The following is a 26,278-nucleotide window of genomic DNA, read 5'->3' as shown; positions in this document are numbered from 1 at the left end:
CCGAGCCCGAACCAACTGAGCCCGAACCAACTGAGCCCGACCCGACCGACTACGGCTCGACCGACTTGGGCCAGACCGCCGCTCGCTCCGGCGGCCACCGTCCCGACCACCGCGCAGGCCGCCGGTTCGGGGTCACTTCGGGACGGTCGGGTTACTTCGGGAGCTGGTCGGCGGGGACGACCTCGGCCGGTGAGGGCGTGGGGAAGTCGAGCTGCGCGCCCCACTCGGTGAAGCGGGTCGAGGACTGCTTGACGACCTTGCCGTCCAGTTCGAAGCGGTACTCCGCCTTCTGCGGTGCGCCGGTGTCGTCCACCCACACGGCAGCCCGGATGGTGATGCCGAACTCGGCCAACTGGGTGTGCTGGAGCTGGATGTCCGGGTTGTCGATGACCTTCGCCATCTTCATCGGGTCGACCACGAGGTCGTAGCGGGTGGTCGGGGTGCCGTCGAGCTGTTCGGTGGCCCGGTTGACGATGAGGGCCGCGCGGGGCTGGACGTAGTCGAGTTCCGCGCCGACCGTCGCGCCCGGACCGAACCCCCGGAGCAGGGCGTCGATCTCGCCGCTGTTCTGCCGGGTGTAGAAGCCCCACTTCTTGCCCTCGGGCATGGGTGCGCCGTCGACGTGCACGTAGACGCCGTCGCGGGTCATGACCATGTCCATCTTGCGGGTCTGGGTCCCGGTCGCGGGCTGACCGGACGGCGGCTGATCGGACGGCGGCCGACCGGTGGAGGGGTGGGCGGCGGGTGCCTGCCCGGTGGACATCGTCATCGACATCGAGCCGGTGACGCCCTCCGGGTCTTGGCGGAGGATGCCGTCCACGGTGTTGCGGACCTCGGTGGCGCTGCCGTCCGAGGCGAAGCCCTCGGTGTGGAAGCGCGCGGTCTTGAGCTCGGCCCTGCGTTGGTCGAGGCGTTCGGCCAGGACTGCCAGGTCGCCCTTCGGCGGTGAACTCGGCGGCGGTGTCGCGCCCTCTCCGGACGTGCACGCGACCAGCGCGGACAGGACCAGCGCGGTCGAGGTCAGGGCGAGCAGCAGGCGGCGCACAGTACGGCGACGATACCCGAGCCGGTCGGCCCGCTCGTGCGGCTGCCGGGTCACGGCAGGAGTATCTGCCACTCCTCGCGCACGGGTGGGAGGGTGAGGCGTTCCTGGATGAGGAAGTCCTGCCGCCACGTCCCGCGTTCGCGCGCTGCGTGCAGGTAGTACACCGTCCCCGTCACCACGCAGGCCACGGCGGCGATTGCGGCCAGGCCACCCAGCCAGTCGCCGGCCGTCCACGCCCGCACTGCCACCAGGACCGGCAGTACCAGCACCGCCAGGTCGAACAGCCTGCCCAGGAGGTTGCGCCACCACGGTCTCGTGGTGAGGCGCACGCCCGCGTCCTCCAGCGTGTCGCACTCGTCCGGGCCGTGTTCGCGCAGCCGGGTCGCCTCGACCCGGCGGGTGCGGATCTCGGTCAGCACGCCCCACAGGGTGGCCAGGCCGAGGACCAGCAGGAGCAGGTCCACCACGTGGTAGTACCACGGGGCCGTCAGGTTCGCGGCGTAGGACGCCAGTGCGCCGGCCAGCATGACCGCACCGGCTCGTTTCAGCGACCACAGGTACTGCTTGGCCAGCCAGGTCGGCAGCAGGGACCGGACGACCTTGTCGCGGACGTCGGGGCGGGCGGCGCGCAGGGCGCGGGCCTCTTCCCGGGCCCTGAGCAGTTCCGGGGCTCGGTTGCGGGTCGGGGACAGCGCTCGCATCTACGCCTTCTCCAGGTATTCCGCCCGTTCCTCGTCCAGCAGGCCGGCCACCAGCGTCGCCAGGCCCGGGTGCGCGGCCAGCTCCGGGTCGGCGTCCACGACCTGGGTGGCGACCACCCGGGCTTCGGCGATCACGTCCTCGTCGCGCAGCAGCGACAACATCTTCAGGCCCGACCTGGTGCCGGACTGGGCGGCCCCGAGGATGTCGCCCTCGCGGCGCAGCTCCAGGTCGAGCTGGGCCAGTTCGAACCCGTCCAGGGTGGATTCCACGGCGCGCAGCCGGGCCATCGTGGCGGTGCCGTCGGGCATCTCGGTGACCAGCAGGCACAGGCCCGGCGCGCTGCCCCGGCCCACCCGGCCGCGCAGCTGGTGGAGCTGGCTGACGCCGAAGCGGTCCGCGTCCATGATCACCATGACGGTGGCGTTCGGCACGTTCACGCCGACCTCGACCACCGTGGTGGCGACCAGGACCTGGACCTCGTTGGCCGCGAACGCGCGCATCACGGCGTCCTTCTCGTCCGGGGGCATCCGGCCGTGCAGGATGTCGACGCGCAGGCCCTTCAGCGGGCCTTCGGCCAGGCGCTGGGCCACGTCGACCACGGCCAGCGGCGGACGGCGGTCGGACGCGTCGTCCTTGGGCGGCTCGTCGCCGGACGGGTCCTCGGACTCGCCGTCGCCGATGCGCGGGCAGACGACGTAGACCTGGTGGCCCTTGCCGACCTCCTCGCGGATGCGCTGCCAGGCCCGGTCGAGCCAGGCGGGCTTCTCCGCCATCGGGACGACGGACGTGCTGATCGGTGAGCGGCCCTGGGGCAGTTCGCGCAGCGCGGACACCTCCAGGTCGCCGTAGACGGTCATCGCCACCGTGCGCGGGATCGGGGTCGCGGTCATCACCAGCACGTGCGGGGTGGACCCGCCGGCCCGGCCGCTGAGGGCCGCCCGCTGCTCCACGCCGAAGCGGTGCTGCTCGTCCACCACGACCAGGCCCAGGTCGTGGAACTCGACCTTGTCCTGGATCAGGGCGTGCGTCCCGACGACCACGCCCGCCTCGCCGGTGACGATCTCCAGCAGGGCCCGCTTGCGCTGGGCGGTGGGCATCGAACCGGTGAGCAGGGTGACGCGGGTGGCGTGCTCCGCGCCGCCCAGCTCGCCCGCCTGGCCGAGGTCGCCGAGCAGGTCGCGCAGCGACCGGGCGTGCTGGGCGGCGAGCACCTCGGTGGGTGCGAGCATGGCGGCCTGCCGCCCGGCGTCGACCACCTGGAGCATCGCGCGGAGGGCGACCATCGTGTTGTGGGTGACGATGAAGTGGTCGGTCACGTACAGCCGGGACGGGTGGTCGACGGAGATGCACCGGACCGGCTTGGGGCCGACGAACTCGACCCGCTCGATGTAGCGGGCGGGCGGCGCGGTGCGGTCCAGCGCGTCCCGGAACGGCGGGAACTCCTCGGGCAGCCGGACAACGACCTCGTGCTGCTCGTAGCCGTAGCCCACCACTCCCGTGCCGCCCAGCGACTCGGCCAGCTCGCTGACGTACTCGGCGAGGTTCTCCGACTCGGTGCGGAAGACGACGTCCACGCCGTCGCACGCGCCGCCGGTGCTGAGCAGGCCCTGCAACAGCTCGTGCCGCTCCTTGACCGGGGCGAGCTCGACGCAGTCGACGTCCGGCGCGACGACCATCGGCAGCCGCCACCGGGTCGTCCCGTCGTGGCGCAGCAGGTCGTCCCGGATCTCGCGCAGGGTGCGGACCTCTCCGTCGTGGGTGGCCCACAGGTGCTCCAGGTCGCACTCGACGGACTTGCCGTCCGAGAGCACCACCCGGAAGACCTCGCGCTCGCCCTGCGGGAACACCCCGGTGACCTCGGTGGCGGTGCCGTCCTGGGTGATCACCTGGTCGCCGACCCGGAGGTCGCCCATCGGCACGAACCCCTCGGGTGTGAGCACCAGGGCGTCCAGCGGCTGCGCCTTGCCGGAGCCGACCTCGCCCTGGAGCAGGCGGTTCATCGGCTGGTCGGCGGACAGGTCGGCGGCGATGCGCTCGCCCACCTCGCGCTGGCCGGCGGTCAGCTCGAACGGCAGCCGGGCGTCGAACGCGTCGGCGACCAGGCCGGGCCGGGGCGGGCACGCGGGGGCGGGGCGGGCCGTGGCCGACCGGCGGCGCTGGGCGAGGGCGAGCTGCACGGCCATCGCCTCGTCCCACTTGAGCCGCTGCTGCGCCACCGCGATCGCCGCCCAGCCGTCGGGCCGGTGGATGTCGCGCAGGGCCTTCTCCAGCGGCACCAGGCCGCGCTCCTCGCGCAGCTCGGCGGGCAGCGGGTCCTCGGTCACGCCGTCCCACAGCGCGAGCACCTGCTCGACGCAGTTGGACACGTTCCACGACTGGATGCCCTGGGCCGCCGGGTAGACCGGGATGAACGCGCCCGCGAACCTGGCGGCGGTCGCGTCGTCCTGCGCGTCGAGCACCTGGTAGTCGGGGTGGGCGAGCTGGAGCTTGCCGTTGAACATGCCGACCTTGCCCGCGAACATCGCCTCGCGGCCGGGCAGCAGCTCCCGCTCGACGGTGCGCGACCCGCGCCCGAAGAACACCAGGTGCAGGTCGGACGAGCCGTCGGTGATCACCGCCTCCAGCAGCTCGCCGCTGCGGCTCTTCATCCGGCGCTGGCGGGCGCTCTTCACCCTGGCCTGCACGGTGGCGTGCTCGCCCAGCTCCAGCCCCTTGATCTCGGTGAGCTTGCCGCGTTCGTCGTAGCGGCGCGGGTAGTGCCGCAGGAGGTCGCCGACCGTGGTCAGGCCGAGACCGCTCTCCAGCGCGTCGGCGCTCTTCTTGCCGAGCACCGACACCAGCTTTTCGTCGAAGGTCGTCATCCCGGCCTATTCAACTACTCGACACCGACGATGAGCACGGCACCGGGCTGTCCGCCGTGATATGCCGCCAGATCAACCTCCGGATGGGCGACACGCAGGTGCTCCTCCAGGAGGTCGGCGAGGCCGTCCGGGGCGTCCTCGCCGAGCAGCGCGGTGACCAGCTCGCCGCCGCCGCCCAGCATCCGGTCGACCAGCCGCCGGGCCAGCGGGCCCACGTCCGCCGGGCCGGGCTCGACCGCGACGACCTCGCCGTCGAGCATCCCGAGCAGGTCGCCGGGGCGGCAGCGGCCGACCCAGGTGATCGCCTCGCGCTCGGAGACCTTGACCTCGCCGCGCCGGGTCGCGGCGGCGGCCTCGGCCATGGCCACCACGTCGTCGCCGGGGCGGCGGGACGCGTCGTGCACGGCGAGCGCGGACAGCGCCTGCACCGGGGACGAGGTGGGCACCACGACCACGTCCTGGCCGGCCTCGGCGGCCTGGGCGACGACCGCGTCCAGCGGGCCGCGCAGGTCCGGGTCGCCGGGCAGCACGGTGACGTGCCGGGCGCGGGTGCTGACCACGACGGCGAGCAGGTCGGCCGGGTCGGCGGTGGGTTCGGCGACGACCGCGCCCTCGGACCGGAACAGCTCCTTCGCTCCGTCGCCCTCGACCAGCACGACGACCGCCCGGTCGCGGACGAACCGGGGTGCCTGGGCGGCGATCTGGTCGGCGAACCGGGCGACCGTGATGCGGTGCGGCCGGCCCGCCTCGACGCCCGCCTCGACGGCCGCGCCGACGTCGTTGCAGTGCACGTGGACGGTCCACAGCCCGAAGCCGTCGCCGACCACCGAGACGCAGTCGCCCAGCGCGGTGAGCCGCTGCTTGAGCGCGTCGGGGTCGGGCGACCCGTCGAGCAGGTACATGACCTCGTACTCGTACTCGGCCGACCCGGCTTCGCGGGCCGTGGTGAGGGCTTCGGCGGTGCGCGCCGGGCTCGGTCGGGCGGCCGGTTCCAGCGGCCGGCCGGTGATCACGGCGGCGAGGGTGTCCAGCAGCAGGACCAGGCCGCGCCCGCCCGCGTCCACGACGCCCGCGCGGGCCAGCACGGCCAGTTGGCGCGGGGTGTCGGCGAGGGCTTCGGCGCTCGCGCGGGCGGCGGCGGTGACCACGTCGTCCAGGGCGTCCGAGCGGCAGTCGCGGGCCGCTTCGGCGGCGGCGTGCAGGACGGTGAGCACCGTGCCGGGCACGGGCCGGGAGACGGCGGCGGTGGCCAGTTCGTCGGCGCGGCGCAGGGCGGTGCGCATCGCCTGGCCGCCGGCGGTGGACGCGCCCTGCGCGGCTTCGGCGAGGCCCCGGAGCACCTGGGACAGGATGACGCCGGAGTTGCCCCGGGCACCGGCCAGCGCGCCCCGGGCGAGCGCGGCGAGCGCCTGCCCGACGGAGTCCGCCGGGGTCCGCAGGAGGGAGTCCTGCGCGGACCGCATGGTGTGCGAGAGGTTCGTGCCGGTGTCGCCGTCGGGGACCGGGAAGACGTTGATGCGGTCGATGTCGTCGCGGTTGGCGTCCAGGGAACGGACGCAGGCGTCCGCCCACCGGCGCACCGCGACCGCATCGAGTACCTGCATGGCGGGGAGGGTATTCGACCCGGTTTGGTGGCGTCGCGGCCCACCGGCTACCCTGTCGTGGTTGCCATGCCCGGCTGAGGCTTGTGCACGCTTGCGCGCCCGCCGGGGCGTGAGTACCGAAGGACAAACCTTAAGGAGTGGCTGACGTGGCTGCCGTGTGCGACGTCTGTGGCAAGGGGCCGGGCTTCGGCAAGTCGGTCTCGCACTCCCACCGGAAGACCAACCGCCGGTGGAACCCGAACATCCAGACCGTGCGCGCGAAGGTCTCCCCTTCGCAGCGGCAGCGGCTGAACGTCTGCACCTCGTGCCTGAAGGCGGGCAAGGTGGTTCGCGGCTGAGACCGCGTTCGGTTGAGCGTTGCGAAAGGCCCCTGGAACCCGTTCCAGGGGCCTTTCGCCGTTGCGCCGACGCCGGCAGGCTTCCGGGAGGAGCCGCCGCCCCACCGGGTGGCTCAAGGGCTGCACCGACGGCTCACGGGCGACGGGCGCGGTCAGCCCCGGGTGTTCACGGGAACGGCGGGCAGCGTGTCGCGGATGGTGGTGGAGATGTCCTGCAACGGGCCGGTGCCCGCGTCGGACGGCACGGTGAGCGCCACGTACGCCGGGCGGTCCACCACGTACCAGGTGGAGTTGCCGCCCTCGCTGAGCACCAGCCACTGGACGTCGGAGATGCCGCGCAGCTCCGAGGTCGGCTTGAGGTCGGCGGGCCGGTCGAGGCCGCACCGCAGCACGACCGGCTCGTGCTTGGCGTCGCCCCACGCCACCGCGCCGGCCGGGGCGGGTGCCGCGAGGTCGCGCCGGGACAGCGCGGCCCCGTTCGACACCAGCTGCATCGGCAGCTTGCTCAGCAGCGCCCGGCACTGCTCGGACTCGGCGGCCGGCGCGGGCACCGGGACGAGCGCGAGGGGTCCGGAGCGGTCCGACGCCGGGTCCCCGGCCTCGTCCTGGCCGCCCGCACCCAGCAGCAGCCCGGCCGCCGCCACGCCCGCCGCGAGCAGCGCAGGCAGGCCGATGGCCACGGCGAGCAGCGGTCGGGGCAGGAGCGAGGTGGGTTCGGGTTCCTGTGCCACCCGGCTATGACAGCACGCGCCTACAGGTGGACCACCGGGCAGGTCAGTGTTCGGGTGATGCCCTCGACGTTCTGGATGCGGGCGACCACGAGCTGGCCCAACTGGTCGACGGTGTCGGCCTCGGCGCGGACGATCACGTCGTACGGGCCGGTGACGTCCTCGGCCGTGGCCACCCCGGCGATGCCGGAGATCTCGGCCGCGACGGCGGCTGCCTTTCCGACCTCGGTCTGGATGAGGATGTAAGCGTGCACCACGGCGTGCCCCTTCGTCGCAACAGGTCGGATCGGGGTAGGAACGTGGTCAGCAACGTACCCCAGTCGGGGTTCCGAATGCTCAGAACGGGAGGCAATCTTGCGTCCGGAGCCGCCGCGGAACGCGGACACGGTCGCTGAGGTGGGTGAGTTCGGTCTCATCCGCCGGGTGACGGCCGGTCGGACGCAGCCGCCCACCACCCTGCTCGGGCCCGGTGACGACGCGGCCGTGGTGGCCGCGCCGGACGGGCGCGTGGTGGTGTCCACCGACGTGCTCGTGGAGGGTGTCCACTTCAGACTGGACTGGTCGTCCCCCGAGCAGGTGGGCCGCAAGGCGGCGGCCGTGAACCTGGCCGACGTGGCGGCGATGGGCGCCCTGCCCACGGCCCTGCTGATCGGCCTGGCCTGCCCGCCGGACACGCCGTCCTCGGTGGTGGAGGGCATCACGGCCGGCCTGTGGCAGGAGGCGGCCGTCGCGGGCGCCGGCGTGGTGGGCGGGGACATGGTGTCCTCCGCGACACTGGTGATCTCCGTTACGGCGCTGGGCGACATGGGCGGTTTCGAGCCGGTCACCCGGTCGGGGGCCCAGGTGGGTGATGTCGTGGCGGTGTGCGGGAGGTTGGGCTGGGCGGCGGGCGGGCTGGCCGTGCTGGGGCGCGGGTTCCGGTCCCCGGTGGCCGTCGTAGGGGCGCAGCGGAATCCCGAACCCCCTTACGGCGCGGGGCCGCAGGCCGCCGCCGCCGGCGCGACGGCGATGATCGACGTGTCCGACGGGCTGCTGGCCGACCTGGCGCACATCGCGGAGGAGTCGGGCATCGGCATCGACATCCGCACCGAACTGCTGGAGGTCCACCCGCGCCTGCTGGACGTGGCGTCCGCGCTGGGCGCCGACGCGCGGCACTGGGTACTGACCGGCGGCGAGGACCACGCGCTGGCCGCGACGTTCCCGGAGCCGGCGGCGGTGCCCGACGGGTGGCGCACGATCGGCACCGTGCGGCACGGCGGCGGGGTGACCGTGGACGGCCGCCGCTACGAGAAACCCCCTGGTTGGGAGCACTGGCGCTAGGTAGTCTCCCCGGCGTGGAACTATTCACGCGAGCGTATGACCATCCGGACTCGGTGAAGTTGATCGCCGAGCTCCAGCAGGTCTTCGTGGTGCGCTACGGCGGCGAGGACGACACGCCCGTCGACCCGGCGCAGTTCGCCGCGCCGCTGGGCCACTTCGTCGTCGGCTACCTGGACGGCGTGCCGGTCGCGTGCGGCGGCTGGCGCGCGCGGGACGGGGCGGACGACCCGCTGCGCCCCGGCGACGCCGAGATCAAGCGGATGTTCACCACCGGGTCGGTGCGCGGCAGGGGTCTGTCGCGGGCGGTGCTGGCCGGGTTGGAGTCGTCGGCGCGCGCCGCCGGCCGCACCCGGGTGGTCCTGGAGACCGGCCTGCCGCAGCCCGAGGCGATCGGGCTGTACCAGTCCAGCGGGTACCGCAGGATCGACAACTTCGGCTACTACCGGGAAAATCCCGACAGCCTGTGCTTCGCCAAGGAACTCTAGGAGGACGTCGGTGGCGATCTACGCGTTGGGCGAGCACGAGCCGGTGATCCACCCGGACGCGTACGTGCACCCCGACGCCACCGTGATCGGCGACGTGCGGATCCACGCGCACGCGTCCGTGTGGCCGCAGGCGGTGCTGCGCGGCGACTACGGGCGCATCGAGGTCGGCGCGCGCACTTCCGTCCAGGACGGCACCGTCGTGCACTGCACCGAGGTGCACCCGGTGGTGATCGGCGAGGAGTGCGTCATCGGGCACAACGTGCACATCGAGGGCGCGACCATCGCCGACCGGTGCCTGATCGCGTCGGGATCGGTGGTGCTCAACGGTTCCGTGGTGGAGACCGGCGCGATCGTGGGCGCGGGCGCGGTGGTGTCGTTCAACGGCCACGTGCCGAGCCGGTCGATGGCGCTGGGCGTGCCGGCGAGGGTCCGCGAGGGGTACGTGGTGCCCGAGGGGGCGTGGCAGTTCGCCGTCGACAAGTACGTCGACAACATCTCCGCCTACCGCAAGGATCTCCGCCGCCTGGACTGAGATAGGGTCCTCGCTCGTGGCACGTCCGCTTGAGGAAGTCATGGAAGCCGGCTGGGCGCGGGCACTCGCGCCGGTCGCCGATCAGATCGCGAAGATGGGCGAGTTCCTCCGAGAGGAGGTCGCCGCCGGTCGCACCTACCTGCCGGCCGGGGAGAACGTCCTGCGCGCGTTCCAGCAGCCGTTCCACGGTGTGCGCGTGCTGATCGTGGGCCAGGACCCGTACCCGACACCGGGGCACGCGGTGGGGCTGAGCTTCTCGGTGTCGCCGGAGACCCGGCCGATCCCGAAGAGCCTGGGCAACATCTACCGCGAGTACGTCGAGGACCTGGGTCACCCCAAGCCCTCCAACGGCGACCTCACCCCGTGGACGCGGCAGGGGGTGCTGCTGCTCAACAGGGCGCTCACCGTGCAGCCGGGGAAGTCGAACTCCCACCAGGGCAAGGGCTGGGAGGCCGTCACGGAGCAGGCAATCAAGGCCCTGGCGGCGCGCGAGGAACCGCTCGTCGCCATCCTGTGGGGCCGCAACGCGCGCAACCTGAAGCCGGTGCTGGCGCCGTACCCGTGCGTGGAGTCGGCCCACCCGTCCCCGCTGTCGGCGGCGGCGGGCTTCTTCGGCTCCAAGCCGTTCAGCCGGGCCAACGCGCTGCTGGTCGAGCAGGGCGCCGAGCCCGTCGACTGGAAGCTGCCGTAGGACGATCGCGGCGCGTGCCGTCGTGGCACGCGCCGCACCTCCGGCTCGGTGTGCTCAGCGCAGGCCGGTGCCCCGCGCCAACGCGGTGTCCACCAGGGTGGTCAGCAGCGTCGGGTAGTCGAGACCGGTCTCGGCCCACATGCGCGGGTACATCGAGATCGGGGTGAAGCCCGGCATGGTGTTGACCTCGTTGACGATCAGCTCGTCGTAGTCGGTGACGAAGAAGTCGACCCGGGCCAGGCCCTGGCAGTCCAGCGCCTTGAACGCCGTCACGGCCATCTCGCGCAGGCCGGCGGTCACCCGGTCGTCCAGCCGGGCCGGGATGTCGAACTCGCACACGTCGTCCAGGTACTTGGCGTCGAAGTCGTACCAGTCGACCGCGCCGCCGACCACGCGCAGCTCGGCCGGCAGCGACGCCTCGACCCGGCCGTCGGGGAACTCCAGCACGCCGCACTCGACCTCGCGGCCGGACACCGCCGCCTCGACGATGACCTTCGGGTCCGTCTTGCGCGCCAACGCGACCGCGCTGTCCAGGTGGGACCAGTCGACCACCTTCGAGATGCCGACCGAGGACCCCGCGCGCGCGGGCTTCACGAACACCGGCAGGCCCAGGCGCTCGCGGTCGGCGTCGGACAGGGTCTCCTGGTCGCGGCGCAGCACCGCGTAGTCGCCGACCGGGAGGCCCGCGCCGCCCAGCAGCCGCTTGGTGAACTCCTTGTCCATGGCGACGGCCGATGCGAGCACGCCCGGCCCCACGTACGGGATCGACGCCAGCTCGAGCAGGCCCTGGACGGTGCCGTCCTCGCCCCACGCGCCGTGCAGCACCGGGAACACGACGTCCACGCCGCCCAGCGCCTCGTCGGGCGTCACCGGGACCAGCTCACCGCCGGACACCGGCACCAGCGAGCCGACCGTCGGCAGCTGCCGGTCGCGGACCTCCAGCGCCCTGGTGTCGTCGGCGCCGATCACCCACCGGCCCTCGTCGTGCGTGATCCCCACGGGCACCACCTCGAACCGGTCCCGGTCCAGGTGCGGGAGGATGCTGCCGGCGGACAGGCAGGAGACGGTGTGCTCGCTGCTGCGCCCGCCGAACACCACGGCGACCCTGGTCTTGCGTCGTGTCATGGTCCGCGACCCTACCCGGATGGCGCAACGGAGGAACTCAGCAGTTCCGCCAGCACCGGCAGGGCGGCGGTGAGCTGCTCGCGCGAGCACGCCCCGTACCCGATGGCGACGCCGAACACCTTGGGGCGTCCCGCGTGGTGCCGGCCCAGTCCGTCCACCCGGTACCCCCGGGCCTCGGCGGCGGCCAGCAGCGCCTGCTCCGCCGGGGCGTCGGCGAGCAGCACGACGACGTGCGCGCCCGCGTCGTCGCCCAGCACGGGCACCCCGGCCGACGCGAGCGCGGACACCACCAGCGCCCGCCGCTCGGACAGCTCGCGCCGCAGCCTGCGCAGGTGGCGGCCCAGGTCGCCGGTGCGCGCCAGCTCGACCAGGACGCGCTGGCCGGCGGCGGACGGCGCGGTGCCGGTGCGCTCGCGGTGGGCCAGCACCTCGGCGGCGATCGGCTCGGGCGCGACCATCCAGCCCGCGCCGAGGGTCGGGGTGAGGATCTTGCTGGTGGTGCCCAGGTGCACGACGACGTCCGGGGCGAGCGCGGCGAGCAGCGGCAGCGGCGCGACGTCGTAGCGCAGCTCGCCGTCGTAGTCGTCCTCGATGACGAGCCAGCCCTCCCGCCGGGCCCGTTCGACCAGCGCGACCCGGCGCGCGGCGGACATCCGGCCGCCCATCGGGTACTGGTGCGCGGGCGAGCAGTAGACGCCGCGCACGCCGTCGGGCACGCCGTCGACCAGCAGCCCCTCCTCGTCCACCGGGGCCTGCACGACCTTGATCCGCGCGGACCGCAGCGCGCTCACGGCCCGCTGGTAGCCGGGTTCCTCCACGGCCACGACGTCGCCGGGGCCCAGCACGGCGGCGGCCAGCTCGACCAGGGCGGCGGTGGTGCCGCCGGTGGCCAGCACCAGTTCCTCGCGCAGCCCGCCGCGCACGGCCAGGCCCCGGTGGCGCAGCAGGTGCTCGGCGACCACGGCCCGGTACTCGGGCAGCCCGCCGCGCTGGGGCCGGAACAGCGGCAGGGCGTCGGCGGCGGCCCGCCACGCCCGGCGCCACGCGGCCCGGTCGAGCCCCTCGGCCCACGGGGCGCCGGGTGCGAGGTCGACCACGTCCGCGGCGGGCGCGGGCGCGGCGGCCCGGCGCGGGCGGCCCTTGAGCGAGCCGGGCGGGGTGGTGGTCACGTAGGTGCCCGAGCCGTGCCGGCCGGCGATCCAGCCCTCGGCGTGCAACTGCTCGTATGCTGCTGCCGTCACGGTCCGGCTGACGCCGAGCCGCTCGGCGAGCGCCCGGGTGGACGGCAGCCGGTCGCCGCTGCGCAGCCGGCCGTCGGCGGCGGCGGCCCGCAGCGCCTCGGCGAGCTGCACGGCCAGCGGTTCGGCCGACTCGCGGTCCAGCGTGACGGGCAGCGCGGTCTCCGACAAAGTGGCCTCCTCGGATAGCCCCAAATTGGCACTTGAGGAATGCCACTTTACCCGTGAAGCTGACCGCATGACGTTGTCACCGACGCCCCGGAGCACGATCAAGCGCGGGCGCAAGCGCGCCGTGACCGAACGGGACGCCCTGCACGCCGTGCTCGACGCCGCCCTGGTCTGCCACCTCGCCGTGGTGGTGGACGACGCGCCGCTGGTCCTGCCGACCGGGTACGGCCGCGACGGCGACACCCTCTACCTGCACGGCTCGACCGGCGCGCGCAGCCTGCGCGAGGCCGCCCTGGGCGTGCCGGTGTGCGTGGCGGTGACCCTGCTCGACGGCGTCGTCTACGCCCGCTCGGTGTTCGACCACTCGATGAACTACCGCGCCGCCGTCATCCACGGCACCGCCGTGCCGGTGACCGACCCGGACGCGAAGACCCACGCGCTGCGGGTGCTCACCGAGCACCTCGCGCCCGGCTCCTGGGACTACGCCCGGCAGCCCACGCCCAAGGAGCTCGCCGCCACGTCGGTGCTCGCGCTCGACCTCGCCGAGGCGTCGGTGAAGATCCGCACCGGCCCGCCCGGTGACGAGGACGACGACGTCGCCGCCAACGAGAAGTGGGCGGGCGTGCTGCCGCTGCGCACGTCGTGGGGCGAGCCGGAGCCGGACCCGCTGCTGGTCGGCGAGTGGGACGTGCCGGCGCACGTCACCGCGCGCGGGTAGTCCCCTCGACCGGGTCGAACCGGAAGGGCCGCATGGTGCGCCCGCCGTCGCGGTAGACGTGCACCGTGATGGCGGGGTCCGGCCCGTCGTTGCGCACCTGGTGCACGTAGTCGGGGCCGAACACCCGCGACTGGCCGACGCCCAGGTGGTGCAGCACCTGGGTCCGGCCGGACGTCACGATCTCCGTCAGCGTGCCGCTGACCAGCGTGAACGCCCCGGTGCTGGTGCCGTGGTCGTGGAGGTCGGTGTGCTGGCCGGGCAGCCAGCTCATCAGCCACACCTCCTGCTCGTCGGTCTTCTCGACCAGCGCGGAGAAGCGGCTCTCGGGGTCGTAGCGCAGCAGGTGGGCCCAGCGCTCGCGCCGCGCCGCCACGTCGAGCGCGATCCGCACGGGGTGCAGCGCGGCGCGCGACTGGGGCAGGGCGATCGTGTTCTCCGGAACGGCGAACATGGTTCCTTCTCGGTGGGTGGGTGCGGTGTGGTGCGGGCCTCTAGCGGCTCGCGGGGCGCAGGTCGATCACCGGGAAGGACAGAGCGCGCTGGCCACCAGGCCGAGGTCGATGTGACCCCGACCGGCGGTGATGGCGCGGTAGGACATGCCGGAAAGACTGGCAGGGCCGGCCCCGGACGGGCAACCGCGTTCCAGGAATTGGAACGATTCGCACACGTCAGAGTGAGTTCATCACGTCGGCCACGAGATCGGCGGTGTCCTCGCAGCCGGCGGACATCCGCACCAGCCCCTCGGGCACCGGGTCGCCCCACCGCGCCCGCCGGTCCAGGGTGGTGTGCAGGCCGCCGAAGCTGGTCGACGCCGACACCAGCCGGGAACGCCCGAGGAACGCCTCGACCGCGTCGGCGTCGCGCAGCACGAACGTGAGCACCCCGCCGAACCGCCGCATCTGCCGCGCCGCCACCGCGTGCGCCGGGTCGTTCGCCGCACCCGGCCAGCGCAGCCCGGTCACCTCCGGGCGGCCTGCCAGCGCCGCGTGCAACGCCGCCGCGTTCTCCGCCTGCCGGGTCAGCCGCAGGTCCAGCGTGCCCAGGCCCCGGTGCGCGAGCCACGCCTCGAACGGGCCGGGGATCGCGCCGCCGACCGTGCGCGCGGCCCGCACCCGCTCCGCGAGCGCCGGGTCCGCGGCGGACACGTGCCCGAGCAGCACGTCGCTGTGCCCGGCCACGGCCTTGGTGTCGCTGCTGAGCACCACGTCCGCGCCGAGCTCCAGCGGTCGCTGCCCCAGCGGGGTCGCGGTCGTGTTGTCCACCGCGACCAACGCCCCCCCGGCGTGCGCGGCGGCGGCCAGCGCGGTGATGTCGCACACGTCCAGGCCCGGGTTCGACGGCGACTCGACCAGCACCAGCCGGACACCCGCGAACGACGGGTACGGCCCGGCCGTGGGCGCTTCGAGCACCGTCACCGGCATCTCGGCGACCAGGCCCCGGGTCAGGTAGTAGCCGTCCGAGGGCAGCACCACGGTGTCACCGGGCCGCAGCACCACCCGCAGGAACGTCGAGATCGCCGCCATCCCGGACGGGAACAGCACCGCCTCGCCGCCGTCCAACGACCCCAGCGCGCCTTCCAGCGCGCGCCACGTCGGGTTGTGCGAGCGCCCGTAGGTGTCCTCGCCGCCCAGGTGGTACGCCGACGCGAACACCGGCCCCGCCAGGAACGGCTCCCCCGCCCGCGCCGACACCGTGTGGACGACCCGGGTGCCGTCGCCGTACTCCGGACCGGCGGCCGGGCTCACTGCCGCTCCGCCTTGCGCTCGCGGCCCAGCAGCGCCGCCGTGAGCGCGCGCGGGTCCAGCCCGTCGTGGCACACGCCGTGCACGCCGTCGGTGATCGGCATGTCCACGCCGATCCGCGCGGCCAGCTCCCGGATCGACGAGCACGACTTCACGCCCTCGGCGACCTGCCCGTGCGCCGCCTCCTGCGCCTGCGCCACGGTGTCGCCGCGCCCCAGCCGCTCGCCGAACGACCGGTTGCGCGACAGCGGCGACGCGCACGTCGCCACGAGGTCGCCCAGCCCGGCCAGCCCGGCGAAGGTCAGCGGGTCCGCGCCCAGCGCCGCGCCCAGCCGGGCGGTCTCGGCCAGGCCCCGGGTGATGATCGAGGCCATGGTGTTGTCGCCGAAGCCCAGCCCGGCGGCCATCCCGCAGGCCAGCGCGATCACGTTCTTGCACGCGCCGCCCAGCTCGCAGCCGACCACGTCGGTGTTGGTGTAGGGCCGGAAGTAGGAGTTCGAGCACGCGTGCTGGAGGTCCACCGCCCGGTCGTGGTCGGTGCACGCGATGACCGTCGCGGTGGGCTGCTCGGCGGCGATCTCCTTGGCCAGGTTGGGTCCGGACACCACGGCGACCTGGTCCTCCGGCACGCCGGCGACCTCGCGGACCACCTCGCTCATCCGCTTGAGCGTGCCCAGTTCCACGCCCTTGGCGAGGCTGACCAGGGTGGCACCGGCGGGCAGCGCGTCGCGCCACTGCGCCAGGTTGTCCCGCAGCGTCTGGCTCGGCACGCCCAGCACCACGGCCTGCGCGCCGGCCAGCGCCTTCGCCGGGTCGTGCGTGGCGGCCAGGTTCGCGGGCAGCACCGTGCCGGGCAGGTAGCCGGAGTTGGTGCGGGACCGGGTGATCTCGTCGGCGACCTCCGCCCGCCGCGCCCACAGCACGACGTCGGTGCCCGAGTCGGCCAGCACCTTGGCGAAGGCCGTGCCCCACGACCCCGCACCCATCACCGCGACGCGTCCCACGTCAGCCCTTCTTCGCCTGGTAGAAGCCCTCGGGCGCGGTCTCCTGCCGGATGTCGGCCAGCAGGCCCTTCACCTCGCCCATGAGCACGTCGGTCACCTCGCGCAGCACCGAGATGCTCTGCGGCACGGCGCGGTAGGCGGACAGGTCGACCGGCGGGCCGACCTTGGTCACCACGGTCTTGCGCGGGAACGGCCGGAACCTCTTGCGGTAGTGGTCGTAGAGGTCGCGGGTGCCCCAGCGGGCGGCCGGGACGACCGGCACGTCGTGCTCCAGCGCGAGCCGGGCCACGCCGGTGCGCGAGGCCATCGGCCAGCCGTCCGGGTCGCGGGTGATGGTGCCCTCCGGGTAGATGACCACCACCAGCCCCCGGTCCAGGGCGTCGTGGGCGGCGCGCAGGCTCTGCCGGGCGTCGGCGGTGCCCCGGTAGACGGGGATCTGCTTCGCGCCCTCGATGACGGTGCCGAGCACGGGGACCTTCCACAGGCTGTGCTTGGCCAGGAAGTGCGGCACCCGGCCCTGCCGGTGGGTGAACACGGCGTCGTAGACCGGGTCGAGGTGGGACACGTGGTTCATCACGACCAGCGCGCCGCCCGTCTTCGGGATGTGCTCCGCGCCCTCGTCGCGCCGCCGCGCCATCAGCGCGGTCGACGGGTAGAACACCGTCGCGGCGAGACCCACCCAGAATCCGCCCTTCTCCCTGCCCACGTGTTCTCCCTCTCGTCACCTTCGGCTCGCCTGGAGTCTTCCCCGCGTCGGGCGGCGGGGTCCAGTCGACATCGGGGAGTATGGCCGTGTGCGTGCCGAAGTGGACTTGGTGGTGCCGGTCAAGACCCTGCACCGGGCGAAGACGCGGCTGGTCGGGGTGACCGACGACCGGCCGGCGCTGGCGCTCGCGTTCGCGCTGGACACCATCGCCGCCGCGCTGCCGGTGGTGCGCGGTGTGCTGGCCGTCACCGAGGACGCGGCGGTGGCGGCGGAGCTGCGGGCGATGGGCGTGGCGTCGGTCGCGGGGCCGGAGGGGCTCAACGAGGCCCTGCGGTTCGGCGCGGCGGTGCTGCGCGCACGGGACCGGGGGTCGGTGGTGGGCGCGTTGCAGGCGGACCTGCCGGCGCTGAGGACCGACGAGCTGGCGGCGGCGCTGGGTGCCGCGCGGGGCCGGGCGTCCTGCCCGGACCGGCAGGGCACCGGGACCACGCTGCTGCTGTCCGCGCCCGGCGGCGACCTCGACCCGAGGTTCGGCGCGGGCTCCGCGCGGGCGCACGCGGCGGACGCGCAGGTGCTGCTGGGGCCGTGGCCGTCGCTGCGCTGCGACGTGGACACGGCGGAGGACCTGGAACTGGCCACCGGGCTGGGGCTGGGGCCGCGCTCGGCGGCGGCGCTGTGCCCGGTGGGCGGCTGACACCGCCCACCGGACGTCACCTCAGCAGCAGGCTGAGCCTTCCCCGCAGCCACCACCGCGCAGCATCGGGCACGCGTACCCGTAGTCGGGGTCCGGCGCGAGCGGCAAGCGCTTGCGCGGGCTGTCCGCGCTGCGCGCGGACTCCTTCACGGGCGCGGTCTTCAACGTCACGTTGGTGTGCGTGTCCTGCGCGTCGTACGCGCCCTTGGTGAGCTTCAACACCTCGACACCACGGCCGAAGTCGGCCACGTAGACCCGGTCGCGGTGGAAGTACGGGGCCCACGACACGGCACCCTCGGGCCGCCAGTACGCCACCTGGATCGGCTTGGCCGGGTCGGTGATGTCCAGGAACCGGGTGCCCTGCTCGTACCAGGAGTAGGCCACGATCCGCTTCTGGACGTCGAAGTAGTGCGCCGAGCAGAAGACGTCCGGACCGGGGATGGTGCCCTCCTGGTCGTCCGGGCTCCACACGCCGACCGTCTTGAGCGTGAACGGCTTGTCCGGCGTGGCCCGCCACGACTCGCCGTGCGTCGAGCCCTGGAGCGAGGAGATGACGAACCGGCCCTGGTCCTTGCACGTGGGCGAGTCGAACGCCTCCTCGGTGTGCAGCAGCAGGCTGCCCGCCGGGTTCTCCCGGGTGGGCCGGGGACCGTCCTTGACCGTGTCGCCGACCGGCCGGAACGAGTTGTGCGAGAACGACGTCGGCATGTCCAGCTTCGGAGCCGCGCCACCCGCGTAAGGCACCGGGTCGTACGCCGTCGCCTCACGCACGCGGCCGGTCAGCGGGTCGCGGTGCCACCCGCGCGTGTAATAGCCGCGCGTGCCGCCCGTGCCCGCCACCCACGCGACACCCTCGGCGTCGACCTGGACGTCGTGGGTCATGTGGGTCTCGCCCTGGTTGCGGTTGAGGTCCACGTACGTGGTGAGCGTCTTGGGGTTGCGCGGGTCGCGCAGGTCGGTCACGAACACCTTGCCGGAGCGCCGGTAGGAGTCCGGGTCGGTCGGCGGTGTGCCGTCGTAGCCGGTCGTCCACAGGTACTGGCAGTCGTTGATGCACGTGGTGATGTGGCCGGTGCCCATCGAGGCGAAGTTCAGCAGCTCCAGCTTGCCGGGGTCGGCGGCGGAGATGATGTAGACGCCGGTCGGGCGCTCGTTGCCGGGCTGGCGGCCGAACGCGTTGCGCTCGCGGGCCAGGAAGACCAGCTTGCGCTTCGGGTCGACGGTGACGTCCTCGTTCTCCCAGAACCGCTGCTCCGGGTCGTCGCCGGGCAGCGCCAGCTCCGGCTTGGTGAGGTGGTCGAGCAGCTTCGGCTCGTCCTGCCGGGTGACGTCGTAGCTCTTGAGCCCGAACGTGCCGCTGACGAACATCACGTCGCGGTGCCGGTACTGCACGAAGTTGATCGAGATCGCGCCCGCCGTCTCCGGGATCGTCTTGCGCAGCTCGACGTTGCGCGCCGCCGCCGCGAGCCCCCCGCCCTGCGCCGCTTCCTGCCGGACGGGTGCGTCGGGGACCGGTGCCGCCGTCGCGGTGCCCAGGCCCGTGAAGGCCAGCACCACGCCCGCGACCACCCCTGCCAGAACCCTCATGGCCCGCCACTCCTTTCGGTAATGAGGCTGTCGCGGAGCGTCGCAGGTGCGCGTCGCGGGCCACCACCCCCGATCGGCTAGCGTTGCCCGCCGTGCCCGAAGAGCAGGCGGCCGAACAGGCGACGGTCAGCGCCCACCACGACGACGGCTCGGCGACCGTGCTGCGCGACGACGGGGTGCTCGTCGACGTGCCCGCGCCGGCCGTGGCGGCGGGCGGCTGGCGGGTCCTGCGGCCCGGCCAGCGGGTGACGCTCGACCGCGCCCCGGACGGCACCGTCACCGCCGCGCGCCGCCCCGTGTGACACGCCGCCCGAGGGGGTGTGACGGAGGGCTCGCCGTTACGCGCCGACGTGTGACGCGGAGTTCATCTCATCGTCGACCGCGATCGGCGCGGTGCGGCCGGATGTGAGGAACAATGCCTTCGTGAGCACGGACAACACTCCCGAGCAGCCCGAGCCGAAGCGCCGCACCCGGACGCCTCGGACCCAGCCGACCGCGAGCGCGCCACGCCGTCGCCCACGTCCGGCCGTGCGCCGCGACACCCCCAGCGCCGAAGCCACCGAGGCCGCCGAACCGGCCGCCGGCACGCCGGCACGCGCCTTCCCCGGCGCGCCGCCCGCCGTCACCGCCGCCGCCGAGGAGCAGGCCGACCTGCCCGACGACCGGTACTTCAACCGCGAGCTGTCGTGGCTGGACTTCAACGCCCGGGTGCTCGCGCTGGCCGAGGACTCCTCCCAGCCGCTGCTGGAGCGCGCGAAGTTCCTGGCGATCTTCGCCTCGAACCTGGACGAGTTCTACATGGTGCGGGTCGCCGGCCTGAAGCGCCGCGACGACACCGGGCTGTCGGTGCGCAGCGCGGACGGGCTCACGCCGCGCGAGCAGCTCGCCGCCATCTCCAAGCGCACCCAGGAACTGGTCGAGCAGCACGCCCGCGCGTTCATCGACCACGTCCAGCCGGAGCTGGAGAAGCACGCGATCAGCATCGTGCACTGGGCACAGCTCACCGACTTCGAGAAGCTGCGGCTGTCCAACTACTTCAGCGACCAGGTGTTCCCGGTGCTCACGCCGCTCGCCGTGGACGCCGCGCACCCGTTCCCCTACATCTCCGGCCTGGGCCTCAACCTGGCCGTGACGGTGCGCGACCCCGAGGGCGGCGCGGAGCGGTTCGCCCGCGTCAAGGTGCCGGACAACGTGCCGAGGCTGGTGCGGGTGGAGCACGACCGGACCACTCCCAGCGCGACGTTCCTGCCGTTGGAGGAGCTGATCGCCGCGCACCTGGGCGAGCTGTTCGCGGGCATGGACGTCATCGAGTGCCACGCCTTCCGGGTGACCCGCAACGCCGACCTGGAGGTCGAGGAGGATCAGGACGAGGACCTGCTCAAGTCGCTGGAGCGGGAGCTGGTGCGGCGGCGGTTCGGCCCGCCGGTCCGGCTGGAGATCGCCGACGACATGACCGAGCACATGCTGGAGCGGCTGCTGCGCGAGCTGGAGGTCGACCCGCACGACGTCGTCCAGGTGCCCGGCCTGCTGGACCTGTCGTGCCTGTGGCAGCTCTACAGCGTGGACCGCAAGCAGCTCAAGGACGCGCCGTTCGTGCCGGCCACGCACCCGGCGTTCGGCGAGCGGGAGACCCCCAAGAGCATCTTCGCCACGCTCCGCGAGGGTGACGTGCTGGTGCATCACCCGTACGACTCGTTCTCCACGTCCGTGCAGCGGTTCATCGAGCAGGCCGCCGCCGACCCCCGCGTGCTGGCCATCAAGCAGACGCTCTACCGCACGTCGGGCGACTCCCCGATCGTGGACGCGCTGATCGACGCCGCCGAGGCGGGCAAGCAGGTCGTGGCGCTGGTGGAGATCAAGGCCCGGTTCGACGAGCAGGCCAACATCAAGTGGGCGCGGGCGCTGGAGAAGGCGGGCGTGCACGTGGTCTACGGCCTGATGGGCCTCAAGACGCACTGCAAGACCTCGCTCGTGGTGCGCCAGGAGGGCTCGCGCATCCAGCGCTACTGCCACATCGGCACCGGCAACTACAACCCGAAGACCGCCCGCCTGTACGAGGACATCGGCATCCTGACCGCCGAGCCGACCATAGGAGCCGACCTCACCGACCTGTTCAACGTGCTCACCGGCTACGCCCGGCAGGACCACTACCGCAGCCTGCTGGTGGCGCCCTACGGCGTGCGGCGCGGGATCGTGGAGCGGATCGAGCGGGAGATCGAGCTGGCCCGCGCCGGCGAGCCCGCGGGCGTCCGCATCAAGGTGAACTCCCTGGTGGACGAACAGGTCATCGACTCGCTCTACCGGGCGTCCCAGGCGGGCGTGAAGGTCGAGATCGTGGTGCGCGGGGTGTGCACGCTCAAGCCCGGCATCACGGGCCTGTCGGAGAACGTCCACGTCCGGTCCATCCTCGGCCGGTTCCTGGAGCACTCCCGGGTGGTGCACTTCGTCGGCTGCGGCGAGTACTGGATCGGCAGCGCCGACATGATGCACCGCAACCTGGACCGCCGGGTCGAGGTGCAGGTCCGGGTGACCGACCCGAAGCTCACCGCGCAGCTCGGCGACATCCTCGACTCCGCGCTGGAGCCCACCACCCGGTGCTGGGTGCTGCAACCGGACGGCGAGTGGGAGGCGTCCCCGGCCGACGGCAGCCGGGTGCGCGACCACCAGACCGAGCTGCTGCGCGCCCACCGGGCCCTCGGGTGATCCGGGCCGCCGGCGCGGTCCTGTCGCGCGAGGACGGCCTGGTGGCCGTCGTGCACCGCCCCCGGTACGACGACTGGTCGCTGCCCAAGGGCAAGCTCGACCCCGGCGAGACGGTGCCGGCGGCGGCGGTGCGCGAGGTGCGCGAGGAGACCGGTTTCGACGCCGTCCTCGGCCGGCACCTGGCCACCACCCGGTACACCGCGTTCGGCCGGCCGAAGACCGTCGACTTCTTCGCCGCCCGCGCCACCGGGGGTTCCTTCGCCCCCAACGACGAGGTGGACGAGCTGCGCTGGGTCGCGGTGGCCGAGGCGGCGGCGCTGGTCACCCGGGACACCGACCGGGACGTACTGGCCGCCTACGCGGCCGAGCCGACCGACCTGGCGGTGGTGCTGCTGGTGCGGCACGCGAAAGCGGGCAAGCGGGACAACTGGCCCGGCGACGACGACCTGCGCCCGTTGAGCGCGGCGGGCCGCAGGCAGGCCGAGGGGCTGCGGCGGCTGCTGCCGCTGTGGGGCCCTTCCCGGGTGCACTCGGCGCCCAGGGTGCGCTGCGTGGACACGGTCCGGGGCGTGGCCGACGACCTGGGCGTCGACGTGCTGGCTGAGCCGCTGCTGTCCGAGGAGGGCTACTGGCCCGACAAGGAGGCGGCCCTGGTCCGGCTGCTGGAGATCGCGGGCGGTCCGGGCGTGCCCGTGGTGTCCAGCCAGGGCGGCGTGATCCCGGACCTGGTGACCGCGCTGGCGTGCCTGGGGGGCGTGCCGCTCGCCGAGGTGCCGTGCAAGAAGGCCGGCACGTGGCTGCTGGCGTTCCGGCGGCCCGGCCCCGGCGGATCCACTTCGGACGGCGGCGCGGGCCGGCTGCGGCTGGTCGGCGCGCACTACCTGCCCAGCCCCCTGCCCGCTCCCGTCCCGTAGCGGTCCGCGCCGCCACCCGCCGACCGGGCGGGTGCGTTCGGGGAATCGCTGGGCCGAACGAGTGGACGGCCGTCCGCGCGCCCTTTCTGTGCGTGCCCGGACAAGTCCTCCGGGACTTGTCCGGGCGGGACCGCGCATTCGCGGTCCCGCGCACTGCGGGAAGCGTTCGGAACACCGCACCGCGATATCCGACAACGCCCCGCCGACAGCCCGCCAGGAGGCGCGGAAGCGCCGGGCGGGCTTCCGGGTCCACCGGTGGCCGGCCCCGCCGTCAGAAGCGCCCACAGGCGCGGGACCACCCCTGCGCGGTGGTGCTGCCAGAGCCCGGAACGTGCGACGACCCGGCACGCGACCGTGCCGGGTCCAGGTCACGCCAAGGGCCCGGTACGCGTCCGCACCGGGCCCTGAGCGCATTCACCGCTGTCCGCGCCGGGCGTCCACCCGGCGTGGGTTCACTTCTTGGCGGCCGGCTTCTTCGCGGCCGGCTTCTTGGCCGCGGGGGCCTTCGCCGTGGTCGCCTTGGCCGTGGTGGCCTTCGCCGTGGTCGCCTTGGCGGCGGCCGGCTTCTTGGCGGCAGCCGCCTTCGGCGCGGCGGCCTTCGCCGTCGACGCCTTGGCCGCGGTCGCCTTGGCGGCCGGGGCCTTGGTGGCGGCCGGCTTCGCGGCAGCGGTGGTCCGCCGGGTCGCCGGGGCCTTGGTCGCCGCAGCGGCCGTGCGCGCGGTGGTGCTGCGCGCCGTGCGCGTGGTGGTGGTGCGCGCGGTGGTGCTGCGGCTCGCCGGGGCCTTGGTGGACGCGGCGGGCTTCGCAGCGGCGGCCGGCTTGGCGGCGGCAGCGGCGGGCTTGGCGGCGGTGGCCTTCGGCAGCTTCTTCGTGCCGCTGATGACGTCCTTGAACGTCGAACCCGCGCGGAACGCGGGAACGTTGGTCTTCTTGACCTTCACGGTCTCACCGGTGCGCGGGTTGCGAGCGGTGCGGGCCGCGCGGGCACGCTTCTCGAACACGCCGAAACCGGTGATGTTGACCTTCTCGCCCTTGTGGACGCTGCGGACGATGACGTCGACGAGCCCGTCGACGGCGGCGGCTGCGTTCTTCTTGTCGCCAAGGCGCTCGGCGAGCGCCTCGATGAGCTGGGCCTTGTTCACCTTCAGTCCCTCCCAGGACGCTCACGGCCCTAGTCGGGCCGACTGAAGGCCACGGTAAGCCCATATGCAAGGAAATACCAATCGCCACGCCAGATTTTTCGTTGTGGCGTGGGCAATTACGACCTGTCGAGGGACACCGGAAGGCCCCTTCGGGCCCCGCTCGGGACCGGATTCCCGCTGGCAGAGGGGGAATCCGGCCCCTGCGGACTAGCCGGCGGGCACCTGTTCGGTGGTGGGCAACCAACCCGGCCGGTTCCGCTCGAACGTGGTGATGTCATCGGCGTGCCGCAGGGTCAGCGCGATGTCGTCCAAACCCTCCAGCAGCCGCCAGCGGGTGTACTCGTCCACGAAGAAGGGGGCGGTGAAGTCCTTCGCCACAACGGTGTTCGCGGACAGGTCCACGGTCACCTCGGTGCCCGGGTCGTTCTCCAGCACCTTCCAGAGCAATTCGACATCGGACTGCTCGCACTGGGCGGCCACGAGCCCCTGCTTGCCGGCGTTGCCCCGGAAGATGTCGGCGAACCGGGAGGAGACGACCACCCGGAAGCCGTAGTCCATCAACGCCCAGACGGCGTGCTCGCGGGACGAGCCGGTGCCGAAGTCGGGCCCGGCGACCAGCACGCTGCCCGCCTTGAACGCCTCCTGGTTGAGCACGAACTGCTCGTCACCTCGCCAGGCGGCGAACAGGCCGTCCTCGAAACCCGAGCGGGTCACGCGCTTGAGGTAGACGGCCGGGATGATCTGGTCGGTGTCCACGTTGGACCGCCGCAGCGGCACGCCGACCCCGGTGTGGGTGGTGAACGCTTCCATCTCGCTAGCTCCTAGAGGCCAGGTCGGCGGGGGACGACAGGGTGCCGCGCACGGCGGTCGCGGCGGCCACGAGTGGCGAGACCAGGTGGGTGCGGCCACCCTTGCCCTGCCTGCCCTCGAAGTTCCGGTTGGAGGTCGACGCGCTGCGCTCGCCGGGCTTGAGCTGGTCGGGGTTCATGCCCAGGCACATCGAGCAGCCGGCCTGCCGCCACTCGGCCCCGGCCGCCAGGAACACCTCGTGCAGCCCCTCCGACTCGGCCTGGGCGCGCACCCGCATGGAGCCGGGGACCACGAGCATCCGGACGCCGTCGGCCACCCGGTGGCCGCGCAGGACGTCGGCGGCGGCCCTCAGGTCCTCGATGCGGCCGTTCGTGCACGAGCCGAGGAAGACGGTGTCGACGTGGATGTCGCGCAGCGGGGTGCCGGGCTCCAGCCCCATGTACGCGAGCGCCTTCTCGGCGGCCACGCGCTCGTTCTCGTCGGGGATCGCCTCCGGGTGCGGCACCCGGTCCCCCAGCGGCAGCCCTTGGCCCGGGTTGGTGCCCCAGGTGACGAACGGCGTCAGCTCGTCGGCGTCGAGCACCACCTCGGCGTCGAACCGCGCGCCCTCGTCGGTGCGCAGCGACTTCCAGTACTCCACGGCGGCGTCCCACTCGGCTCCGGTCGCCGCGTGCGGGCGGCCCGCCAGGTAGTCGAACGTCGTCTGGTCGGGCGCGATCATCCCGGCGCGCGCGCCGGCCTCGATCGACATGTTGCACACGGTCATCCGGGCTTCCATGGACAGCGCCTCGATCGCGCTGCCCCGGTACTCCAGGACGTAGCCCTGGCCGCCGCCGGTGCCGATCTTCGCGATGACCGCGAGGATGATGTCCTTGGCCGTCACGCCGGGCCGCAGCGCGCCCTCGACGGTGATCGCCATGGTCTTGAACGGTTTCAAGGGCAGCGTCTGGGTGGCCATCACGTGCTCGACCTCGGACGTGCCGATGCCGAACGCCAGCGCGCCGAACGCGCCGTGCGTGGAGGTGTGGCTGTCACCGCAGACGACGGTCATGCCGGGCTGGGTGAGGCCGAGCTGCGGCCCGACCACGTGCACGATGCCCTGCTCCGCGTCGCCCATGGGGTGCAGCCGGACGCCGAACTCGGCGCAGTTCTTGCGGAGCGTCTCGACCTGCGTGCGCGACACCGGGTCGGCGATCGGCAGCTCGATGTCGACCGTGGGGACGTTGTGGTCCTCGGTGGCGATGGTCAGGTCGGGGCGGCGGATCGGCCGACCCGCCAGGCGCAGGCCGTCGAACGCCTGCGGGCTCGTCACTTCGTGCAGCAGGTGCAGGTCGATGTAGAGCAGGTCGGGCTCCGCGCCACTGCCGTGGCGCACCACGTGCGCTTCCCACACCTTCTCCGCGAGCGTGCGGCTCATCGCT

General features: G+C 73.4%; 26 protein-coding genes. 10 read left to right on the top strand and 16 right to left on the bottom strand.

The features are described from left to right. Positions 1-151: 151 nt before the first annotated feature. From AB0I60_RS28200 to AB0I60_RS28185, 4 genes are read right to left on the bottom strand one after another with little or no spacing between them, the layout of a single operon-like run. Complete coding sequence (locus AB0I60_RS28200; RefSeq protein ID WP_360734847.1) at positions 152-1,099, bottom strand: hypothetical protein; 948 nt, start codon at positions 1,097-1,099, stop codon at positions 152-154. Then, positions 1,096-1,746 carry a hypothetical protein gene (locus AB0I60_RS28195; RefSeq protein ID WP_360734845.1) on the bottom strand — a complete coding sequence of 217 codons (651 nt, stop codon included), beginning with the start codon at positions 1,744-1,746 and terminating at the stop codon, positions 1,096-1,098. Before AB0I60_RS28195 ends, AB0I60_RS28200 begins: the two co-directional genes overlap by 4 nt. Further along, positions 1,747-4,608, bottom strand: a complete 2,862-nt coding sequence (locus tag AB0I60_RS28190) for a helicase-related protein (protein ID WP_360734843.1) — start codon at positions 4,606-4,608, stop codon at positions 1,747-1,749. 14 nt (positions 4,609-4,622) lie between these two features. Then, entirely contained in the window at positions 4,623-6,212 is a 1,590-nt protein-coding gene (locus tag AB0I60_RS28185) for a DAK2 domain-containing protein (RefSeq protein ID WP_360734841.1), read from the bottom strand. A gap of 146 nt (positions 6,213-6,358) precedes the next feature. Between AB0I60_RS28185 and rpmB the strand changes: the two genes are divergently transcribed. After that, a complete protein-coding gene (rpmB, locus tag AB0I60_RS28180) occupies positions 6,359-6,550 on the top strand; it encodes a 50S ribosomal protein L28 (protein ID WP_360734839.1) in 192 nt (63 codons plus the stop codon). A 152-nt stretch (positions 6,551-6,702) separates the two neighbouring features. Here rpmB and AB0I60_RS28175 read toward each other — a convergent pair whose 3' ends face one another. Both AB0I60_RS28175 and AB0I60_RS28170 read right to left on the bottom strand, forming a co-directional pair. After that, positions 6,703-7,281 (bottom strand): DUF3515 domain-containing protein, encoded by a 579-nt coding sequence (locus AB0I60_RS28175; RefSeq protein WP_360734837.1) that lies wholly within the window; start codon positions 7,279-7,281, stop codon positions 6,703-6,705. A 20-nt stretch (positions 7,282-7,301) separates the two neighbouring features. Beyond that, positions 7,302-7,535 carry an Lrp/AsnC ligand binding domain-containing protein gene (locus AB0I60_RS28170; RefSeq protein WP_360734835.1) on the bottom strand — a complete coding sequence of 78 codons (234 nt, stop codon included), beginning with the start codon at positions 7,533-7,535 and terminating at the stop codon, positions 7,302-7,304. Positions 7,536-7,632: 97 nt separating this feature from the next. Between AB0I60_RS28170 and AB0I60_RS28165 the strand changes: the two genes are divergently transcribed. From AB0I60_RS28165 to AB0I60_RS28150, 4 genes are read left to right on the top strand one after another with little or no spacing between them, the layout of a single operon-like run. Then, positions 7,633-8,598, top strand: coding sequence for a thiamine-phosphate kinase (locus AB0I60_RS28165; protein WP_360734833.1), 966 nt, complete (start codon positions 7,633-7,635; stop codon positions 8,596-8,598). Between the two features lie 53 nt (positions 8,599-8,651). Further along, positions 8,652-9,083 (top strand): GNAT family N-acetyltransferase, encoded by a 432-nt coding sequence (locus AB0I60_RS28160; RefSeq protein ID WP_360734831.1) that lies wholly within the window; start codon positions 8,652-8,654, stop codon positions 9,081-9,083. A 10-nt stretch (positions 9,084-9,093) separates the two neighbouring features. Continuing rightward, positions 9,094-9,615: a gamma carbonic anhydrase family protein gene (locus AB0I60_RS28155; RefSeq protein WP_360734829.1), complete on the top strand. Its 522-nt coding sequence runs from the start codon at positions 9,094-9,096 to the stop codon at positions 9,613-9,615. Between the two features lie 40 nt (positions 9,616-9,655). Beyond that, positions 9,656-10,306: a uracil-DNA glycosylase gene (locus AB0I60_RS28150; protein ID WP_360735033.1), complete on the top strand. Its 651-nt coding sequence runs from the start codon at positions 9,656-9,658 to the stop codon at positions 10,304-10,306. A 54-nt stretch (positions 10,307-10,360) separates the two neighbouring features. On the opposite strand, the gene AB0I60_RS28145 is transcribed toward AB0I60_RS28150, so the two are convergent. Next, on the bottom strand, positions 10,361-11,431 hold the full coding sequence (locus AB0I60_RS28145) for a D-alanine--D-alanine ligase family protein (protein ID WP_360734827.1): 1,071 nt from the start codon (positions 11,429-11,431) through the stop codon (positions 10,361-10,363). 11 nt (positions 11,432-11,442) lie between these two features. Further along, entirely contained in the window at positions 11,443-12,840 is a 1,398-nt protein-coding gene (locus AB0I60_RS28140) for a PLP-dependent aminotransferase family protein (RefSeq protein ID WP_360734824.1), read from the bottom strand. Positions 12,841-12,907: 67 nt separating this feature from the next. Between AB0I60_RS28140 and AB0I60_RS28135 the strand changes: the two genes are divergently transcribed. Then, a complete protein-coding gene (locus AB0I60_RS28135) occupies positions 12,908-13,555 on the top strand; it encodes a pyridoxamine 5'-phosphate oxidase family protein (protein ID WP_360734822.1) in 648 nt (215 codons plus the stop codon). Here AB0I60_RS28135 and AB0I60_RS28130 read toward each other — a convergent pair. The 4 genes from AB0I60_RS28130 to AB0I60_RS28115 all read right to left on the bottom strand — a co-directional run bounded on the left by AB0I60_RS28130 (position 13,539) and on the right by AB0I60_RS28115 (position 17,007). Next, positions 13,539-14,006, bottom strand: a complete 468-nt coding sequence (locus AB0I60_RS28130) for a cysteine dioxygenase family protein (RefSeq protein WP_360734820.1) — start codon at positions 14,004-14,006, stop codon at positions 13,539-13,541. The genes AB0I60_RS28135 and AB0I60_RS28130 overlap by 17 nt on opposite strands. Before the next feature lie 217 nt (positions 14,007-14,223). Then, positions 14,224-15,300 carry a cystathionine gamma-lyase gene (locus AB0I60_RS28125; protein ID WP_360734818.1) on the bottom strand — a complete coding sequence of 359 codons (1,077 nt, stop codon included), beginning with the start codon at positions 15,298-15,300 and terminating at the stop codon, positions 14,224-14,226. Next, positions 15,297-16,283 carry an NAD(P)H-dependent glycerol-3-phosphate dehydrogenase gene (locus AB0I60_RS28120; protein WP_360735031.1) on the bottom strand — a complete coding sequence of 329 codons (987 nt, stop codon included), beginning with the start codon at positions 16,281-16,283 and terminating at the stop codon, positions 15,297-15,299. Before AB0I60_RS28120 ends, AB0I60_RS28125 begins: the two co-directional genes overlap by 4 nt. 19 nt (positions 16,284-16,302) lie before the next feature. Continuing rightward, the gene (locus AB0I60_RS28115) at positions 16,303-17,007 is read right to left on the bottom strand and encodes a lysophospholipid acyltransferase family protein (RefSeq protein WP_360734816.1); all 705 of its coding nucleotides are present in this window, start codon (positions 17,005-17,007) and stop codon (positions 16,303-16,305) included. Positions 17,008-17,095: 88 nt separating this feature from the next. On the opposite strand from AB0I60_RS28115, the gene cofC reads away from it, so the two are divergent. After that, positions 17,096-17,701 carry a 2-phospho-L-lactate guanylyltransferase gene (gene cofC, locus AB0I60_RS28110; protein WP_360734813.1) on the top strand — a complete coding sequence of 202 codons (606 nt, stop codon included), beginning with the start codon at positions 17,096-17,098 and terminating at the stop codon, positions 17,699-17,701. Positions 17,702-17,722: 21 nt separating this feature from the next. Here the strand turns inward: cofC and AB0I60_RS28105 are convergent, their stop codons facing one another. Beyond that, positions 17,723-19,288 carry a hypothetical protein gene (locus AB0I60_RS28105; protein ID WP_360734811.1) on the bottom strand — a complete coding sequence of 522 codons (1,566 nt, stop codon included), beginning with the start codon at positions 19,286-19,288 and terminating at the stop codon, positions 17,723-17,725. A gap of 92 nt (positions 19,289-19,380) precedes the next feature. On the opposite strand from AB0I60_RS28105, the gene AB0I60_RS28100 reads away from it, so the two are divergent. The 3 genes from AB0I60_RS28100 (at position 19,381) to AB0I60_RS28090 (ending at position 22,905) form a co-directional block, all read left to right on the top strand. Next, the gene (locus AB0I60_RS28100; protein ID WP_360734809.1) at positions 19,381-19,590 is read left to right on the top strand and encodes a hypothetical protein; all 210 of its coding nucleotides are present in this window, start codon (positions 19,381-19,383) and stop codon (positions 19,588-19,590) included. 121 nt (positions 19,591-19,711) lie between these two features. Then, positions 19,712-21,991, top strand: coding sequence for an RNA degradosome polyphosphate kinase (locus AB0I60_RS28095; protein WP_360734807.1), 2,280 nt, complete (start codon positions 19,712-19,714; stop codon positions 21,989-21,991). Further along, positions 21,991-22,905, top strand: coding sequence for an NUDIX hydrolase (locus tag AB0I60_RS28090; protein WP_360735029.1), 915 nt, complete (start codon positions 21,991-21,993; stop codon positions 22,903-22,905). Before AB0I60_RS28095 ends, AB0I60_RS28090 begins: the two co-directional genes overlap by 1 nt. A 452-nt stretch (positions 22,906-23,357) precedes the next feature. Here AB0I60_RS28090 and AB0I60_RS28085 read toward each other — a convergent pair whose 3' ends face one another. The 3 genes from AB0I60_RS28085 to leuC all read right to left on the bottom strand — a co-directional run bounded on the left by AB0I60_RS28085 (position 23,358) and on the right by leuC (position 26,274). Then, the gene (locus tag AB0I60_RS28085; RefSeq protein ID WP_360734805.1) at positions 23,358-24,047 is read right to left on the bottom strand and encodes an HU family DNA-binding protein; all 690 of its coding nucleotides are present in this window, start codon (positions 24,045-24,047) and stop codon (positions 23,358-23,360) included. Between the two features lie 207 nt (positions 24,048-24,254). Continuing rightward, positions 24,255-24,857 carry a 3-isopropylmalate dehydratase small subunit gene (leuD, locus tag AB0I60_RS28080; protein WP_360734803.1) on the bottom strand — a complete coding sequence of 201 codons (603 nt, stop codon included), beginning with the start codon at positions 24,855-24,857 and terminating at the stop codon, positions 24,255-24,257. Positions 24,858-24,861: 4 nt separating this feature from the next. Beyond that, positions 24,862-26,274 carry a 3-isopropylmalate dehydratase large subunit gene (leuC, locus tag AB0I60_RS28075; protein ID WP_360734801.1) on the bottom strand — a complete coding sequence of 471 codons (1,413 nt, stop codon included), beginning with the start codon at positions 26,272-26,274 and terminating at the stop codon, positions 24,862-24,864. Positions 26,275-26,278: the final 4 nt, after the last annotated feature.

Source organism: Actinosynnema sp. NPDC050436, from assembly GCF_040655415.1.
Lineage (GTDB): Bacteria > Actinomycetota > Actinomycetes > Mycobacteriales > Pseudonocardiaceae > Actinosynnema.
The sequence above is the reverse complement of the archived record's forward strand: the minus strand, read 5'-3'. Positions and strand labels throughout refer to the sequence as shown.

Bases quoted from the DNA above. Each gene is read 5' to 3' on its own strand.
- AB0I60_RS28135 (WP_360734822.1), top strand. From the start codon at position 12,908: ATGACGTTGTCACCGACGCCCCGGAGCACGATCAAGCGCGGGCGCAAG.
- AB0I60_RS28130 (WP_360734820.1), bottom strand. From the start codon at position 14,006: ATGTTCGCCGTTCCGGAGAACACGATCGCCCTGCCCCAGTCGCGCGCC.
- AB0I60_RS28150 (WP_360735033.1), top strand. From the start codon at position 9,656: ATGGAAGCCGGCTGGGCGCGGGCACTCGCGCCGGTCGCCGATCAGATC.
- AB0I60_RS28195 (WP_360734845.1), bottom strand. From the start codon at position 1,746: ATGCGAGCGCTGTCCCCGACCCGCAACCGAGCCCCGGAACTGCTCAGG.
- leuD (WP_360734803.1), bottom strand. From the start codon at position 24,857: ATGGAAGCGTTCACCACCCACACCGGGGTCGGCGTGCCGCTGCGGCGG.
- leuC (WP_360734801.1), bottom strand. From the start codon at position 26,274: ATGAGCCGCACGCTCGCGGAGAAGGTGTGGGAAGCGCACGTGGTGCGC.
- AB0I60_RS28185 (WP_360734841.1), bottom strand. From the start codon at position 6,212: ATGCAGGTACTCGATGCGGTCGCGGTGCGCCGGTGGGCGGACGCCTGC.
- AB0I60_RS28190 (WP_360734843.1), bottom strand. From the start codon at position 4,608: ATGACGACCTTCGACGAAAAGCTGGTGTCGGTGCTCGGCAAGAAGAGC.
- AB0I60_RS28105 (WP_360734811.1), bottom strand. From the start codon at position 19,288: ATGAGGGTTCTGGCAGGGGTGGTCGCGGGCGTGGTGCTGGCCTTCACG.
- AB0I60_RS28120 (WP_360735031.1), bottom strand. From the start codon at position 16,283: ATGGGTGCGGGGTCGTGGGGCACGGCCTTCGCCAAGGTGCTGGCCGAC.
- AB0I60_RS28145 (WP_360734827.1), bottom strand. From the start codon at position 11,431: ATGACACGACGCAAGACCAGGGTCGCCGTGGTGTTCGGCGGGCGCAGC.